This window comes from Endomicrobiales bacterium (genome assembly GCA_023228045.1).
Taxonomy (GTDB): domain Bacteria; phylum Elusimicrobiota; class Endomicrobiia; order Endomicrobiales; family JALOBY01; genus JALOBY01.
The window spans coordinates 76,051-92,068 of the sequence record JALOBY010000003.1 but is presented as its reverse complement, the minus strand read 5'-3'; the positions used below and the strand labels follow the sequence as shown (position 1 = coordinate 92,068).

Genomic DNA, 16,018 nt, shown 5'->3' with positions numbered 1-16,018 from the left:
TTGGCGGAAAAATACCGCGCCTTTGGCTGGCACACTATAGAAATTGACGGTCACGACTTTGCTCAAGTTATTAGTGCTTATAAAGAGGCAAAAAACACAGTTGGTAAGCCAACTGTAATAATTGCAAAAACAGTTAAGGGCAAGGGTGTTTCTTTTATGGAAAATGTTGCCGATTGGCACGGTAAAGCACCATCAAAAGAACAATTGCAGAAAGCTTTTTTAGAGTTACAATAATAGCCGGTCATAAAATGCCCCCTCACCTCAATCCTCTCCCTCGAGGGGAGAGGAAGCGTAGTTGGACAGATGGGAAGCACTAGTGTTCCAACCTCACCTCAATCCTCTCCCTCGAGGGGAGAGGAAGCCCGAAGGGCAGGTGAGGGTGATGTAAAAGTATCGTTGGAAGTGGTAATATGGCAAAAATATTTCGACATCTAAAATCCTCAACTGGAAAAAAGTTTCGTGATAGGTAATTACAATAAATATACGGAGCAATTAAATGGTTGAAACATACGGGCTTAAAGCTACAAGAATTGGTTTTGGCGAGGGTTTAGCTGAACTTGGCAAAACCAACCCAAAAGTTGTTGTTGTTGGAGCAGATACGGCGGCATCGGCTTCTTTGAATTTATTTTATGAGAAGTTCCCGGATAGGTTTTATAATGTTGGCATTGCCGAGCAAAATATGATTGGCATAGCATCAGGCCTTTCTTTAACTGGTTTAATTCCATTTGCCTCAACTTATGCGATATTTTCATCTGGCAGGCCATGGGAAGAAATCAGAACAACCGTTTGCTATTCAAATTTGAATGTAAAAATTGGCGGCTCGCATAGTGGTGTAATGGTCGGCCCCGACGGAGCTACTCACCAGGCTCTTGAAGATATAGCAATAATGCGTTGCCTGCCTAAAATGACAGTTATTGTGCCATGCGATATGGTTGAAACAAAAAAAGCCGCAATTGCGGCCGCAAAAATGTACGGCCCTGTTTATTTGCGCTATGGCAGGGAACCTATGCCAATTATTACCAAAGAAGATTCCAGTTTTGAAATAGGAAAGGCCATAACACTAAAAAATGGCGGCGATGTTGCCATTTTTGCTTGCGGACACCTTGTTTATGAGGCACTATGCGCCGCAGAAATACTTGCGCAAAGCGGCATAAAGGCAAGTGTTGTGAATGTTCACACAATAAAACCTATTGATGAAGAAGCTATACTTAAAACAGCCAAAAAATGCGGTGCAGTGGTTACAGCTGAGGAACATCAGATTGCCGGTGGTTTTGGTTCCGCAGTTTGCGAAGTACTTGCAAAAAATTGCCCGGTGCCTGTTGAAATGATTGGCGTTTTTGATACTTTCGGCGAAAGCGGTGCCCCATTAGACCTGCTTAAAGAGTATGGGCTCAAAGCTGAAAATATAGTTGCAGCGGCATTGAAAGCAATAAAAAGAAAATAATAAAGTTAAGGAATCAGTGATTGATAGAGTAATAATAATTGTTCTTGACGGTGTTGGCGCGGGTGCAATGCCCGACGCTGAGTCTTTTGGCGACTTGGGTGCCAACACATTACTTCACACATTAACGAATTGCCCCGATAACTACTTCCTGCAAAACCTAGCCCTTCTCGGACTTTACAATACTCGCGAAATGGTTCCTCTGCTTGTTTATTCTAAAAATGCAAATTATGGAGTGAATTTAGGTGTACGCAAAACATTTGCCGATATAGCTCAAAGTGTGTGCCAATTATTTTCATTGGAGAAGTTCCCTGTAGGCGAAAGTTTTGCTGGTAAACTATTTAATTTGGAGGCGCAATGACATCGCATATTTCAAAGCTTGAAGAAACCACAAAATTTATAAAAAGCAAAACAGCTCTTGTGCCAAAAGTTGGAGTTATTCTTGGCTCCGGCTTAGGGGATATTGTTGAGGGCTCAATTAACGATACACTTCTAAATTATGAAGAAATACCGCATTTTGCAAAAACCACTGTAAAAGGCCATAAGGGCAAATTGCTTATTGGCAAAATGTTTAATATTCCCGCAATAATTATGCAGGGGCGCTTGCATTATTACGAGGGGTATTGCATGGATGAGGTAACTTATCCAATCTATTTAATGAAACAGCTCGGGGTGGAGTACTTGGTTGTAACGGCGGCCGCAGGTGGAATTAATAAAACATACAGGCCCGGCGACATAGTTGTAATAAGCGACCATATAAATTTAATGGGTAAAAACCCATTGCGCGGGGAAAACTATGCAATTATGGGTGAGCGCTTTCCAGATATGACGCTTATTTATAACTCGGAGCTTTCAAAGTTTGCGCTTGGCGCTTCACTAAAGCATAAAATTCGCATAAATAAAGGCGTTTACCTTGGCGTGCAAGGCCCCTCGTATGAAACACCAGCGGAAGTTAAGGCATTTAGAACTCTTGGTGCCGACTTGGTTGGTATGTCGGTAATACCTGAAACTATTGTTGCAAATAAACTTGGCATAAAGGTTTTGGGCTTAGCGTACATATCAAATATGGCGGCAGGCGTGATAAAGAAAAAATTAACACATGAAGAGGTTCTTAAAACCGGAGTGAATGTTATAGGAAAACTGAGCAAAATAATTGAAGAGGTATTTTCAAACCTTAAATGAATATAATTGAAGTGATAGAAAAGAAAAGAGATGACAAAAAACTAACTTTCCAAGAAGTTGAGTTCTTTGTTAACGGCTGCATAAACGGTAAAATAGCGGACTATCAGGCATCCGCCCTGCTTATGGCAATGTTTATTAATGGTTTAAATAATAAAGAGTTATTCTCACTTGCAAAGGCAATGGCAAACTCTGGGGAACAATTTAATTTTAATTTACCAAAAAAAATTCCAATTGTAGATAAACACTCAACAGGCGGGGTTGGTGATGGAACATCGCTTGTACTTGCCCCGTTACTGGCATCTTGCGGGGTTGCAGTTCCAATGATATCGGGCCGCGGGCTTGGGCACACAGGCGGCACATTAGATAAACTGCGGGGAATTGCCGGCATAAAATTAGACCTCAAAAAAATAACAGCCGAAAAACAACTTTCAAAACTTGGTTTGTTTATGGTTGGGCAAACCTCTCAGTATGCGCCGGCAGATAAGTTTTTATATGCTTTGCGCGATGCCACCGCTACGGTGCCATCTATCGGCTTAATTGCGGCAAGTATTATGTCAAAAAAACTTATTGAAAATTTAAGCGTGCTTGTTTTAGATGTAAAGTTTGGCAAGGGCGCATTTATGCAAAGCGCATCGCAGGCAAAAAAGCTTGCTGGGGTTTTAATTGATATAGCGAAGGCGAATTCAATTAAATGCGGAGCTTTAATAACAAATATGAATAACCCGCTTGGCAGAGCTGTTGGTAACAACCTTGAGCTAATTCAATCAATTGAAATATTGAAGGGGTCCAAAGAGCCAGGCGATTTTTACAATTTGATTATTGAACTTGGAAAAAAAGCGTTAGTTCTCTCAAAAATTGTAAAAAACAAAACCGAGGCACAAACATTGCTTGAAACAAATCTATCAAATGGGAAGGCATTAAATAAATTTTGTTCAATGATTAGCGCGCAAGGCGGTGATGTGAGATACATAAAAAATACCGATATGATTGAAAAATCAAAAGTTCAAGTAAGCGTGCGTAGCAATAGAAACGGTTATGTTGGCTCAATAGATGCAAAACAAATCGGTTTTGCGTCCGTATTGCTTGGCGCAGGCAGAATAAAAAAAGAAGATTTAATAGACCAAAGTGCCGGTATAACATTAAATAAGATTGTCGGCGAAAAAGTGGCAATTGGAAATGTCCTTGCCACTCTGCATACAAGCACTAAAAGCCGCGCAACGGATGCTTTTTTAAGAGTTTTAAACGCTTATAAAATAACTAAGTTGCTGCCCAAAAAAAATAAAATTGTGGAATGCGAAATATGAGCAGCTGGCAATTGATTGTTTCAGATAAAGAACTGATAGCTCGTTTATCCGAAGAAACGGGGTTATCTAATATAATTTGCACTGTGTTAGTAAACAGAGGTGTAACTACATCTCTGGATATGTGTAACTATATAAACACAAAAATTGAAAACCTTACAAATCCATTTCTCTTAAGTGGAATGGTGAAAGCTGCTGAGAGAATACGCAAGGCGGTATATGATAATGAAAAAATATTAATATATGGTGATAAAGATGTGGACGGTTTAACCGCAGTTTGCGTAATGCACAATACATTAAAAGCGCTTGGCAGCGAACCCTTGTGGTACATACCTTCCGATGAAGGTTATGGTTTGCATGAACCCGTTATAAAAGAATTTGCTGATAAAGGTGTCAGCTTAATAATTACCGTTGACTGCGGGATAACCGCGTTAAACCAAATTGATTACGCCAACTCTTTAGGAATTGATGTAGTTGTAACCGACCATCACGCCCCAGTAGACCCATTGCCATCTGCTTATGCAATCATAAACCCTAAAGTTGCGCCCGATTATACATTTAAAGACCTTGCAGGATGCTCCGTAGCGTTTAAATTGTCAGAAGCTCTTATGCTTTCATTTGGCAAAAGTTTCAATATTGAGTTTGCCGCAATTGACATAGAAACTACCGGCCTTAACCCGGCGCAAGATCAAATTTGTGAGCTTTCAGCTGTGCTATTCAAAAACGGCGTAATACAAGGAACTTTTTCAACGCTTGTTAAAATCAGCAAACCAATACATCCTGTTGCAAGTGCCGTAAATGGTATTACTGACGATATGCTTGAAAATGCGCCAGAGCCAGAAATTGCCTTAAAAAAGTTTTTTGACTTTATAGGTTTGCGAACACTTGTTGCTCACAATAGTGATTTTGATTTGAGTTTTTTAAAACTCGCTGCAAAAAAATATTTTAGGCGTGAAATTTCAAACCCTGTGGTAGATACGCTTCTACTTGCAAGAAAATTGCTCGCTTGTGAAAGTTACAAGCTTGCATCAGTTGCAAAAAAATTAGAAGTTTTGTGTGATGAAAGCTCACTACATAGAGCTCTTGCCGATGCAATGCTTGCATACAAGGTGTATCTTGCATTGGAGAGGTTATCTGACTGCCGAATGGACTATTTTAGGCGTTCCGCTATGGATTTGCTTGCGCTTGGCACTATCGCCGATATTATGCCTCTTATCGCGGAAAACCGTATAATTGTAAAAGAGGGGCTAAAAAGTATTTCAAATACTCAAAGAGTTGGTTTAAAAAAACTTGTTGAGCGCTGTCATAATCCAATTAAAAACGGGCCGGGATTTACGGCAAAAACCATAGCTTGGCAGGTTTCACCTGTCTTAAACGCCGCAGGGCGTATGGGTAAGGCCTCAGTTGCATTAAAACTTTTGCTTTCTTGCGAAGAGCGTGAAGCCCACGATCTAATTAATGAACTTTTAGACTTAAATGATGATAGAAAAAACCTTCAATCGCTGAATTTAGAAAAATTTGAACCATTACTTAAACTGCAGTGTGATGTTGAAAAAGATAAAATTTTAATTGTATGCGCATCCGACCTTGCCCATGGAGTAACTGGCATAATCGCATCCCGCATTTCAAAAAAATATAACAAACCGACGGTTTTATTGATTAATCAGGGAGATGAAGCTGTTGGTTCAGCCCGTTCTGCAGGTGGTTTTGATATTACCGCGGCATTTTCTAAAGTATCGCATTTGTTGGTTAAGTTTGGAGGCCATGCCCAAGCCGCAGGTTTAACAATAAAAACAGAAAATATACCGTTATTTACCCAAGAGCTAAAAAAAGTTGCAGGTGAGCTTTTGTCGGAGCTTTCGCAAGAGCAAAAAACATTAGTTGACTTAGAACTTTCTCTTTCGGAAATATCGCCAGACCTGCTTATGGAACTTGCAAAACTTGAGCCATTTGGTGCGGCAAACCCGGAGCCGATATTTATTGTAAGAGATGTAAAACTTCATGAAATTGCTAAAATTGGTGACCATCTTAAATTAAAAGTTTCAAAAAATAGCGCACACCGCATTAATGCTTTTGGAAGAGATATGGGCAGTTTGAAAAATGATTTTTGTGAAAATCAACATGCCGACCTGCTTTTAAAGGTTGAGTCAAATTTTTGGCAGGATACATTTTCAGTACAATTAAATTTACTAGACATCATTCCAGTTTAAATGTTCTCTTACAACTTAAGGAAAGGGTTCAGCGCAGTCCCGCCGTTGGTGTGACAAGCGACGACGAAACGGGAAAACCATAGGTTTTCCCTTGTAGAGCGGTTTGGCGAAATCATCTTAGCCAAACCAAGTATGAACGAAGTGAATACTAAGTCTGCACATAGGCGAGACGCGACATAAAGGAGCGTAAAATGATAGATACAGGCAAACTTCCAGAAGTAAAACTTGCAATAATTGGTGGTAGCGGTGTTTACGCTATTGATGGGCTTAAAGATATTAAAACAATAAACATAACCACGCCATTTGGTTCGCCATCGGACCCTATAACCATAGGAACTATAGACGGTGTAAGTTGCGCTTTTTTACCGCGGCATGGCAAAGGCCATAGGTTCACTCCATCTGAGGTGAACTCACGCGCGAACATATTTGCGCTAAAAATGCTGGGTGTGAAAAAAATAATTGCAATATCGGCCTGTGGTTCCTTGCGTGACGATTACAAACCACGTCATTTTGTATTGCCAGATCAAATATTTGACAGAACAAAAAACCGCCCACTTTCATTTTTTAGCAATGGGATAGTTGGACATATTGCTTTCGCAAATCCATTTTGTACTTGTTTGCGTGAAACGCTGCACAAATCGGTTAGGGAGCTTGGCATAGAACATCACAACGGCGGAACCTATGTTTGTATAGAGGGGCCTCAGTTTTCCACAAAGGCCGAGTCACTCTTTTATCAAAAAAGTGGTTTTGATTTAATTGGTATGACCGCAATACCAGAGGCAAAGCTGGCCCGTGAGGCAGAAATTTGCTACGCAATGGTCGCGCTTATAACTGATTATGACGCATGGAAAGAAAATGATGAAGTAACACCAGAAGTTGTGCTTAGCGTAATGAAAGAAAATAATAGCAATGTTGAGCGCTTAATTAAGTATGTCTTGCCAAAAATTGGAGATAACACCGCTTGTACTTGCACAATACAATGTCAGAATGCGTTAAAAAATGCTATTTATACAGCTCCTGAGATAATATCTGAAAAAATTAAAGAAGATTTGGCGCCATTAATTTCAAAATATATTAAGTAATGAGGGGATGAAATGTCTATTCTTGTAGTTGGTTCTGCAGCGCTTGATTCGGTAAAAACTCCTTTTGGCAATGTTAAAGATGCCCTTGGCGGTTCTTCAATTTACTTTTCAATAGCGGCTGCTTATTTTACTGATGTGAAACTTGTTGCGGTTGTTGGTTCAGATTTTCCAAAAAAATACATTGATATGCTTGCGAAACGCAAAATAGATACCAGTGGCCTTGAAGTTGCAAAAGGTAAAACATTCAGGTGGCAAGGTGAGTATAATTACGACCTAAACAGCGCTCAAACCATTGATACGCAATTAAATGTTTTTTCGTCATTTAAACCTGTTGTGCCACTTGAATTAAAAAACACAAAATTTGTTTTTCTCGCAAATATTGACCCGGAGCTTCAGCTTAATGTTTTGAAGCAAATTAAAAAGCCGGAGCTTGTTGGTTGCGACACAATGAACTATTGGATACAAACCAAACCTAAACAACTTGAAAAAACACTTAAATATGTAGATATTCTTACAATAAATGAGTCGGAAATAAGGCAATTTACTGGCGAGCATAACCTTCTTAAAGCCGCAAAAAAAATATTTCAAATAGGCCCTTGGGCAATTGTAATAAAACGAGGTGAGTACGGCGCGCTTTTTGTAAGCAAAAATGAGTTGTTTTCGGCACCTGCCTACCCGCTTGAAGATGTTTTTGATCCTACCGGAGCGGGCGATTCATTTGCTGGTGGTTTTATGGGATACCTTGCCGCGTGTTCCAAAATAAATAAAAAAGAGATGCGCCGTGCGGTAATAACCGGTAGTGTTATGGCATCGTTTAATGTTGAGGCATTTAGCGTTAACAGATTGATAAAACTAACTAATGCCGAAATAAACAAACGATATAAACAGTTTAAGCAATTAACGCATTTTGAGCACTTAAGCACATGATTCCGAAATGGGTATGCCTTGGTTTTAACGAAAGATACTTTTACATCACCCTCACCTGCCCTTTGGGCTTCCTCTCCCCTCGAGGGAGAGGATTGAGGTGAGGGGGGACATTAGAATATATCAGAATGAAATTTTGGAAACGAAAGCTGTCAGATAAAAAGACTAATGAATTAATCTTTACAATCTATGCTTTACAATCTGTGTAATCAGGCATAAAGAATATTATGCCAGGAGTAATTTATGAATAGCACAAAGGTAAATGCAAATCTGGTCAAAATTGCCAAAGAAGCTTCAAAAAACTCCTACAGCCCGTACTCAAAATATAAAGTAGGTGCGGCAATTTTGGCTAAAGATGGCAAAATATACTCGGGTGTAAATGTTGAAAATGCTTCTTATGGTTTAACAATATGCGCCGAGCGTTCTGCTTTATGCGCGGCAATTTCTGACGGCAACAAACAAATATTAAAAGTTGCAATTTACGCGAACTCTCAAAAACCACCAATTCCATGCGGGGCATGCCTGCAATTTCTAAGTGAGTTTGCGGAAAGTTTAGAGATTGTTGTAGCCTGCAAAAAACCTGAAATTAAAACATTTTCATTAAAAGACCTGCTAACCAATCCATTTTAACTATAAACCTCGCAATTGACTAATATCACTCAAAAAATATAAAATCACTGAAAATGTTCTCTTACAACTTAGTCAGCCCGAGGCTAGACCTCGCCAAGGGCGGGGAAAGGGTTCAGCGAGCAGGGTGAGCGACGACGAAATGGGAAAACCTTAGGTTTTCCCTTGTAGAGCGGTTTGGCGTAATCATATTAGCCAAACCAAGTATGAAACGAAGTGAAATACTAAGTCCGCCTACTGGCGAGACGCGATATTAAGGCGTTTAGATGTCTCCTACTACAGTAATTGCAGGTTGCGCACGCGGCAGGTCAATAGATGCACCGCCTACCCTTGCAACGAGGCCTATTTTAGCACGGATTAAAAAGTCAGTTTTTGACATAATTTCTGCAAAATTGCCGCAATGTTCGTTTTTAGATCTTTATGCGGGTGTTGGCAGTGTTGGCATAGAGGCAATATCTCGCGGTGCTACAAAGGCAGTTTTTGTAGAGGCCGATAAACAGCCATTATCGTACATAAAAAGGAACTTGGAAAAACTTGGGTTTAGTTCCAATGCCGTGCTTATGCATACAGATGTTTTTGTAGCGTTAAAATTGTTAAACGAAAAGTTTGATATCATATACTTAGGGCCGCCTTACAAAGATGAAAATAAAACGCCACTTGTGTTAACTACACCAACTTTAAATGCTGTAGTTAGCTCCGGGTTACTTAAATCAGATGGGCTTGTAATTAGCCAGCGGCAAATAAAAGAAATGGTAAATGTTCCAAAACAGTTGAAACATTTACGTGAAAAAATATACGGTGATACGGTAGTTGATTTTTACGGATTAGTCGGCGGGATAAGTACTAAAGAAGAACAGGGATAATGAGCGTTCAGGTAAGTTATTCAAAAATTAAAGCAGTTGAATTTTGTCCGTGGAAGTATAAGTTAATTTACATTGACGGCCTGCACTCTGCGCCAATACCGCAATCATCTTTTGGCCATAGTATTCATAAGGCGTTAGAGTTGTACTTTAAAGAAACTACAAAAACATTTGAAAAGCTAATTGATTGTTACAACCTTGCTTGGAAAAATGAGGGTTTTGCAACTCCGGCTATGGCGCAAGAGTACTACGAACGCGGCGAAAAGCTGCTTTTAACTTTTTGGAATGAAGAAGCAAAACTTGCATCGCAAATAGTTTCCACAGAAAAGAATTTTTCGTTTAATTTAGGTGATATAGAGGTTGTAGGCATTATTGACCGCATTGACAAACATAAAGATGAAAGCTACGAGCTTATTGAATACAAAACGCATTATAAAAGATTAACAGATGAGCAGATAAAAAATGATTATCAGCTTTTGCTTTATAAGTTTGGCTGTAAAAAAGCATTTGGCTTTGACCCGAACCGTTTAACTTATTATTTTCTTTCTGAAAATGTAAAAGTAAACTTTGATTTTTCAAGTTATCAGGAAGATTTTATAGTAAATAAAATTACACTTGCGGCAAAAATTATTGGCAGTCAGGATTTTTTTACTTGCACACAAAATTGCAGTTTTTGTGAATATAGAAAATTGTGTAAAAAGAGTGTGGTATGAAAATAAACAAAAAGAAAATTGTAGTTATTAAGTTTGGCGGAAGTTTGGCAGGCAATAAAACTGACTTAGTGAAATTAATTGCGGAAATTTCCAAATTGTCAAAGAGCAGTGCTGTTGTGCTTGTACACGGCGGCGGGCCGGAAATTAATTTTTGGTCGCAAAAAATTGGACTAAAACCAAAGTTTGTAAACGGCCTGCGTTTTACAGATAAGGCAACACTTGAAATTGTAGAGATGGTTTTAAGCGGGAAGATAAATAAAATGTTTGTTTCATTGCTAAATGCAAGGGGCACTAAAGCGGTTGGCTTATCGGCAAAAGATGCGAATATGGTTGTTTGCAAAAAAATTCCAGGCCTTGGCCTTTCGGGTGAACCGGTAAAAACAGACCCTTTAGTTTTGAAAACCTTATTGAATGCCGGATTTATGCCTGTGCTTTCTTCAATGGCATGTGATAATAAATGCGAAACGCTAAATGTAAATGCCGATTCAATTGCAATGGCTGTTGCAATTGCCTTAAAAGCCAATAAATTAATATTTTTAACCGATGTTTCAGGCGTGCTTGATAAAAATAAAAAAACAATTAAACTTATAAAGTATGGCGAACAAACAAAACTTATAAAAAATGGCGCAATTACCGGAGGCATGATACCTAAAATTCAGGCCTGTGCCAATGCGGTTAAAAAAGGTATTGATGAGGTGTGGATTGCAGATGGTTCAAAGGGCGTGCTAAAACTTAATGGCACATTAATAACAAAATGAAAACTATGAACTTAGAAAAAAAATATATTTTACAAACATACAAAAGAAACCCCATTGAAATTCAAAGGTGTAATGGTAAGTTCGTTTGGGATAATTCTGGCAAAAAATACTTAGACCTTTTTTGCGGTATAAGTGTAAACAACCTTGGCCACCAGAATAAAAAAGTTACTGTGGCTATTAAAAACCAGCTCTCAAAATACATTCATATTTCAAACCTGTATTATGCAAAACCCCAGGCTGAGCTTGCTAGAAAGCTTGTGGAGCTTTCTTTTCCGGGTGTGGTGTTTTTGTCAAACTCAGGCGCAGAAGCTAATGAGTGTGCCATAAAACTTGCAAGAAAGTATGGTTATGCCAGCGGGAAGAATGAAATAATTTCATTTAAAAACTCTTTTCACGGCAGAACTATCGCAACTCTTAGCGCTACAGGCCAGGAAAAATTTCACAAAAATTTTGAGGTGTTGCCGGGTTTTAAGTTTGCTGAATTTAACAACATTGAATCTGTAAAAAGACTGATAAATAAAAAGACAGTCGCAGTAATTATAGAGCCAATATTGGGCGAAGGCGGCGTTGTACCCGCAAAAAAAGAATTTCTTAAAGACCTTAAAGCACTTTGTAAAAAGAATGGCTTAATTTTGATATTTGACGAAGTTCAAACCGGCATTGGCAGAACAGGTGAAGTATTCGCGTTTAAGCATTTTGGCGTAGTTCCAGATGTGTTTACGCTTGCCAAAGGGCTTGCCGGCGGCTTGCCTCTTGGTGCAACTATTATAAGTAAAAAATTTAGCAATGTGCTTTCGTTTGGCGACCACGGCTCCACTTTTGGCGGTAACCCGGTTTCTTGCAGCGCCGCAAAAGCCGTGTTAGAAGTGCTTGATGCAAAAATGCTTTCAAACATTAGAGAACTTGGCAAGTATTTTTTAACAAAGCTTTCTGGGTTAAAAGACAAACATAAGTTTATAGTTGATGTAAGAGGTGTTGGCCTAATGCTTGGGTTGGAATTAACAATTCCATGCGCCAAAATTGTACCAAAGTGCGCCAAAGAAGGGTTTTTAATTAACTGCACTCAAGAGAAAGTTTTAAGGTTTTTACCGCCATTTATAATAAATAAGTCCGACATTGATAAATTTATAAATAAACTAAACCGGATATTGAAAGGAATAAAAGAATGAACCCAAAAAAAATTGTAGTAGCCTATTCGGGCGGCCTTGACACTTCTGTAATGCTAAAATGGCTTAAAGAAAAGTATGGTTCGCAAATTATTGCCTGCGCCATTGATGTTGGCCAGGGCAAGGAACTTACTAACCTAAAAGAAAAAGCTCTTGCGACCGGAGCCGATAAGGCCTATATTATAGACGCAAGAGATGAATTTGCAAATGATTATATAGTTCCTGCAATAAAGGCCCACGCTCTTTATGAAGGTAAGTATCTGCTTGGCACCTCACTTGCAAGGCCTCTAATTGCAAAAAAAATTGTAGATATTGCAAAAAAAGAAAATGCTGACGCAGTTTCTCATGGAGCTACCGGCAAAGGTAATGATCAGGTGCGTTTTGAGCTGACATTTAAAGCTCTTATGCCTGAACTTAAAATTATTGCTCCTTGGAGAGAGTGGGAGTTTAAATCGCGCGAAGATGAAATTGCTTATGCAAAAAAGCATGGCATAGCGGTTCCTGTAACAAAGAAAAAACCATACTCTTCAGACGCAAACCTTTGGCATATATCGTATGAAGGCGGAATTTTAGAAGAGCTTAAAAATGAATACGATGAGTCAATGTTCGCCTTAACCGTATCTCCGGAAAAGGCACCATCAAAGCCCACAATAATCTCAATTGGATTTAAAAAAGGTGTCCCGATAACATTAAATGGCACAAAGCTTGGCATTGTTGCTCTAATTGAACGGTTAAATAAAATTGGCGGCGCAAACGGTATTGGCAGAATTGATATTGTTGAAAACCGCCTTGTTGGCATAAAGTCGCGCGGTGTTTACGAAGCGCCTGCCGCAACATTGCTCTATTTCGCCCACAGAGAGCTTGAGTGCCTAACTTTAGACAGGGAAACATTTCACTTTAAAGAAAGTATTGGTCCAAAGTACGCGCAACTTGTTTACAATGGCCTTTGGTTTGCACCTCTTAGGGAGGCGCTTGATAGCTTTGTAAATAAAACTCAGGAGAATGTAACTGGCGAAGTAAAACTAAAACTTTATAAAGGCAACATTAAGGTTGTATCGCGCAAGGCAGATAGGTCGCTTTATTGGGAAAAACTTGCCACTTTTGGCGAGGAAGATATTTATAACCAAAAAGACGCGGAAGGGTTTATAAATTTGTTCGGACTCCCGCTTAAAGTAAATGCGATAATGTCTCAAAAGAAAAGGAATAAATAAAATATGACTAATAATTACCAAAAATTCATCGGATCTTTTAGTTTTGATTTGCGGCTTGCCCCTTATGACATTTTAGGCTCAATAGCGCATGTGAAAATGCTTGCTAAATGCAAAATTTTAACTATTGGTGAGTCGGATAAAATTATAAAAGGGCTTTTTTCAATACAAAACGACATTCAAAGCGGTTGGAACCTGCCTGAGGAAGAAGACATACACTATGCCATAGAAAAAGAGCTGATAAAAAGAATTGGAACCCTTGGCGGCAAGATGCATACCGCAAGAAGCAGGAACGATCAGGTTGCATTAGACATCAGGCTTTACGCAAAAGATGAGGCAAGAGAAGTAATTGACCTTATTAATGAGTTTCAAAAAGTTATTGCAAAGCTTGCAAGCAAAAATATATCGGTTGTAATGCCGGGTTACACACATCTTCAACCTGCTCAGCCAGTGCTTTTTTCGCATCACATTCTTTCTTACGCATGGATGCTCCAAAGAGATAAAGAACGGCTTAATGATTGCATAAAAAGAATAGATGTTTTGCCGCTTGGTTCAGCCGCGCTTGCCGGCACATCATTTCCGATAGATAGAAATTACACCGCTAAATTACTTTCGTTTGATAGCGTTAGTGAAAACTCTATGGACTCTGTTAGCGATAGAGATTTTGTTGTTGAGTTGGTTTTTGACCTTAGCATTATTGCAATGCACTTATCAAAGCTTGCGGAAGAGCTTGTTTTGTGGTCATCGGTAGAATTTTCTTTTGTGAAAATCGCGGATGATTTTACATCGGGCTCATCTATAATGCCGCAAAAAAGAAACCCTGATGTCGCAGAGATAATTAGGGGTAAAAGCGGCAGGGTCTTTGGTTCATTGGTTGCTCTTTTAACGCTATTAAAAGGGTTGCCTCTTGCCTATAATAGAGATTTGCAAGAAGATAAACCACCACTTTTTGATGCAGTTGATACAATTAAACCGTGTCTTGAGTTAATGACCGCAATGCTTTCTTCAATACAGATAAATGCATCAAAAATGCTTGCGGCAGCTGAGAAAGGTTATTTACAGGCAACCGAACTTGCCGACTATCTTGCCAGAAAAGGTATGCCTTTTAGGCAGGCGCATGGTATTGTTGCTAAAATTGTCAGTTATTGCATTGAAAAATCTATAACATTCTCTGGCCTTAGTATTAGTAAGCTCAAAGCTTTCTGCCCGCTTTTTGAGGCCAATGTTTTAAGCGTTCTTGACCCTGCTGAAATAATAAAACAAAAAGTGTCTTATGGCGGAACATCGAAAGAATCTGTTAAACAACAATTGCTTAAGTTGAAAAAATTATGAAAATAAAAAATTTATTTATCTCAGGCCTATTTGTTCTTATTTTCTCTTTGCAGTTACAATCTGCGCAGACAGAAAGGGTGCTTACTCTACAAGACAGCATCAACTTCGGGTTAAAAAATAGCCAGGACTTGCTTGCTTCAAACGAAGATATTGAGGTTGCGAAATTGCGCGTAGACGAAGCCCGCTCAAACATATTCCCAAGAATTGATTTAAACTTTAACGCTTCACAGTTTGATAATCAGTTCCCAACGGTGCTGGCACCTTCCTTTAACTCGCTATATCTGCCTGGTGGCAAAAATGACCAGTATTACTCTGCAAAGGCAACTATGTGGCAATATCTTTATGCGGGTGGGCGCTATAGTACAACCTTAGACCTTGCAAAAGCGAATCTTGCGCAGTATGTTGGCCAGTATGAATCGGCAAAAATTAAAGCGTTAAAAGAAATAAAAATTGCATTCATTGATTTACTTGCCAGTAACAAAAAAATTAAAACTTACGAGTTTACAATAAACGAAATAAATAACAATTTATCAAAGCATTATTCTTCTGAAATGGTAGTTTTAAAAGATAAACTTGCCCGCAATTTATTAACTCTTAAACATAAATATGAAAAAGACAAAATAACCTATTTAAAAACCATTGGCCTTGAGCTAGATACAACTTTTGATATTGCAGGTGAGCTTGAAAATGCAAGTACCGATTATGATGTTAATAAGTGTATTGCTCTTGCCTATCAATTCAGGCCAGAATTAAACCAAAAACAATTTCAAGAAAAGATTGATGCGTTAAGGTTAAACTTATCGCTTACTGAGCGTTTTCCTACTATTAGCCTTGGTGCTAATTACGAGTGGGGCGGTTATCAATTTCCTCTTGATTACGATAATTGGAATGCTACAATAAACTTCAATTGGCCAATATTTGACGGCTGGGCTGCATTGTCAAGAATTGTTCAGAGAAAACATCAAATTCGTCAGGGCAAAATACGCAGGGCACAAATTGAAGACAATGTTGAACTGGAAGTCAGGGATGCTCTTATAGATTATAATTTTTGGAAATCTGAACGCGAAAAAGCAATTACTCAAAGAATGCCAACGCAGATAGAGGCGGCCATGCTTTACAATATTTTCACAATAGATATTTCATGCAATCTTCTTAAGAGCAAGACAATGCTTGAGTGGGCTATTGGTAAACCATTAGACCAAATTAATAAATAA

At 38.8% G+C, this 16,018-nt stretch carries 16 protein-coding genes; all 16 read left to right on the top strand.

Annotated elements, in window-relative coordinates; all coding sequences use genetic code 11:
• Nucleotides 1-234 (top strand): transketolase (locus M0Q46_01515; GenBank protein MCK9582292.1); only part of this gene is annotated, 234 nt, incomplete at its 5' end.
• Between the two features lie 262 nt (nt 235-496).
• Entirely contained in the window at nt 497-1,444 is a 948-nt protein-coding gene (locus M0Q46_01510; GenBank protein MCK9582291.1) for a transketolase family protein, read from the top strand.
• A 16-nt stretch (nt 1,445-1,460) separates the two neighbouring features.
• Nucleotides 1,461-1,802, top strand: coding sequence for a hypothetical protein (locus tag M0Q46_01505; protein MCK9582290.1), 342 nt, complete (start codon nt 1,461-1,463; stop codon nt 1,800-1,802).
• Nucleotides 1,799-2,623: a purine-nucleoside phosphorylase gene (locus M0Q46_01500; protein ID MCK9582289.1), complete on the top strand. Its 825-nt coding sequence runs from the start codon at nt 1,799-1,801 to the stop codon at nt 2,621-2,623. Before M0Q46_01505 ends, M0Q46_01500 begins: the two co-directional genes overlap by 4 nt.
• Nucleotides 2,620-3,927 (top strand): thymidine phosphorylase, encoded by a 1,308-nt coding sequence (locus tag M0Q46_01495; protein MCK9582288.1) that lies wholly within the window; start codon nt 2,620-2,622, stop codon nt 3,925-3,927. Before M0Q46_01500 ends, M0Q46_01495 begins: the two co-directional genes overlap by 4 nt.
• Nucleotides 3,924-6,134, top strand: a complete 2,211-nt coding sequence (locus M0Q46_01490; GenBank protein ID MCK9582287.1) for an exonuclease domain-containing protein — start codon at nt 3,924-3,926, stop codon at nt 6,132-6,134. Before M0Q46_01495 ends, M0Q46_01490 begins: the two co-directional genes overlap by 4 nt.
• 191 nt (nt 6,135-6,325) lie before the next feature.
• The gene (mtnP, locus tag M0Q46_01485; protein ID MCK9582286.1) at nt 6,326-7,216 is read left to right on the top strand and encodes an S-methyl-5'-thioadenosine phosphorylase; all 891 of its coding nucleotides are present in this window, start codon (nt 6,326-6,328) and stop codon (nt 7,214-7,216) included.
• A 12-nt stretch (nt 7,217-7,228) separates the two neighbouring features.
• Entirely contained in the window at nt 7,229-8,143 is a 915-nt protein-coding gene (locus tag M0Q46_01480; protein MCK9582285.1) for a PfkB family carbohydrate kinase, read from the top strand.
• Between the two features lie 240 nt (nt 8,144-8,383).
• Nucleotides 8,384-8,770: a cytidine deaminase gene (gene cdd, locus M0Q46_01475; GenBank protein MCK9582284.1), complete on the top strand. Its 387-nt coding sequence runs from the start codon at nt 8,384-8,386 to the stop codon at nt 8,768-8,770.
• A gap of 263 nt (nt 8,771-9,033) precedes the next feature.
• Nucleotides 9,034-9,630, top strand: coding sequence for a 16S rRNA (guanine(966)-N(2))-methyltransferase RsmD (gene rsmD, locus M0Q46_01470; GenBank protein MCK9582283.1), 597 nt, complete (start codon nt 9,034-9,036; stop codon nt 9,628-9,630).
• Nucleotides 9,630-10,340: a PD-(D/E)XK nuclease family protein gene (locus tag M0Q46_01465; protein MCK9582282.1), complete on the top strand. Its 711-nt coding sequence runs from the start codon at nt 9,630-9,632 to the stop codon at nt 10,338-10,340. The genes rsmD and M0Q46_01465 overlap by 1 nt, the downstream gene beginning before the upstream one ends.
• Entirely contained in the window at nt 10,337-11,098 is a 762-nt protein-coding gene (argB, locus tag M0Q46_01460) for an acetylglutamate kinase (GenBank protein ID MCK9582281.1), read from the top strand. Before M0Q46_01465 ends, argB begins: the two co-directional genes overlap by 4 nt.
• Entirely contained in the window at nt 11,095-12,267 is a 1,173-nt protein-coding gene (locus M0Q46_01455; protein ID MCK9582280.1) for an aspartate aminotransferase family protein, read from the top strand. Before argB ends, M0Q46_01455 begins: the two co-directional genes overlap by 4 nt.
• Nucleotides 12,264-13,475, top strand: a complete 1,212-nt coding sequence (locus M0Q46_01450; GenBank protein ID MCK9582279.1) for an argininosuccinate synthase — start codon at nt 12,264-12,266, stop codon at nt 13,473-13,475. The genes M0Q46_01455 and M0Q46_01450 overlap by 4 nt, the downstream gene beginning before the upstream one ends.
• A gap of 3 nt (nt 13,476-13,478) precedes the next feature.
• On the top strand, nt 13,479-14,804 hold the full coding sequence (gene argH, locus M0Q46_01445; protein ID MCK9582278.1) for an argininosuccinate lyase: 1,326 nt from the start codon (nt 13,479-13,481) through the stop codon (nt 14,802-14,804).
• Nucleotides 14,801-16,018, top strand: a complete 1,218-nt coding sequence (locus M0Q46_01440; protein ID MCK9582277.1) for a TolC family protein — start codon at nt 14,801-14,803, stop codon at nt 16,016-16,018. Before argH ends, M0Q46_01440 begins: the two co-directional genes overlap by 4 nt.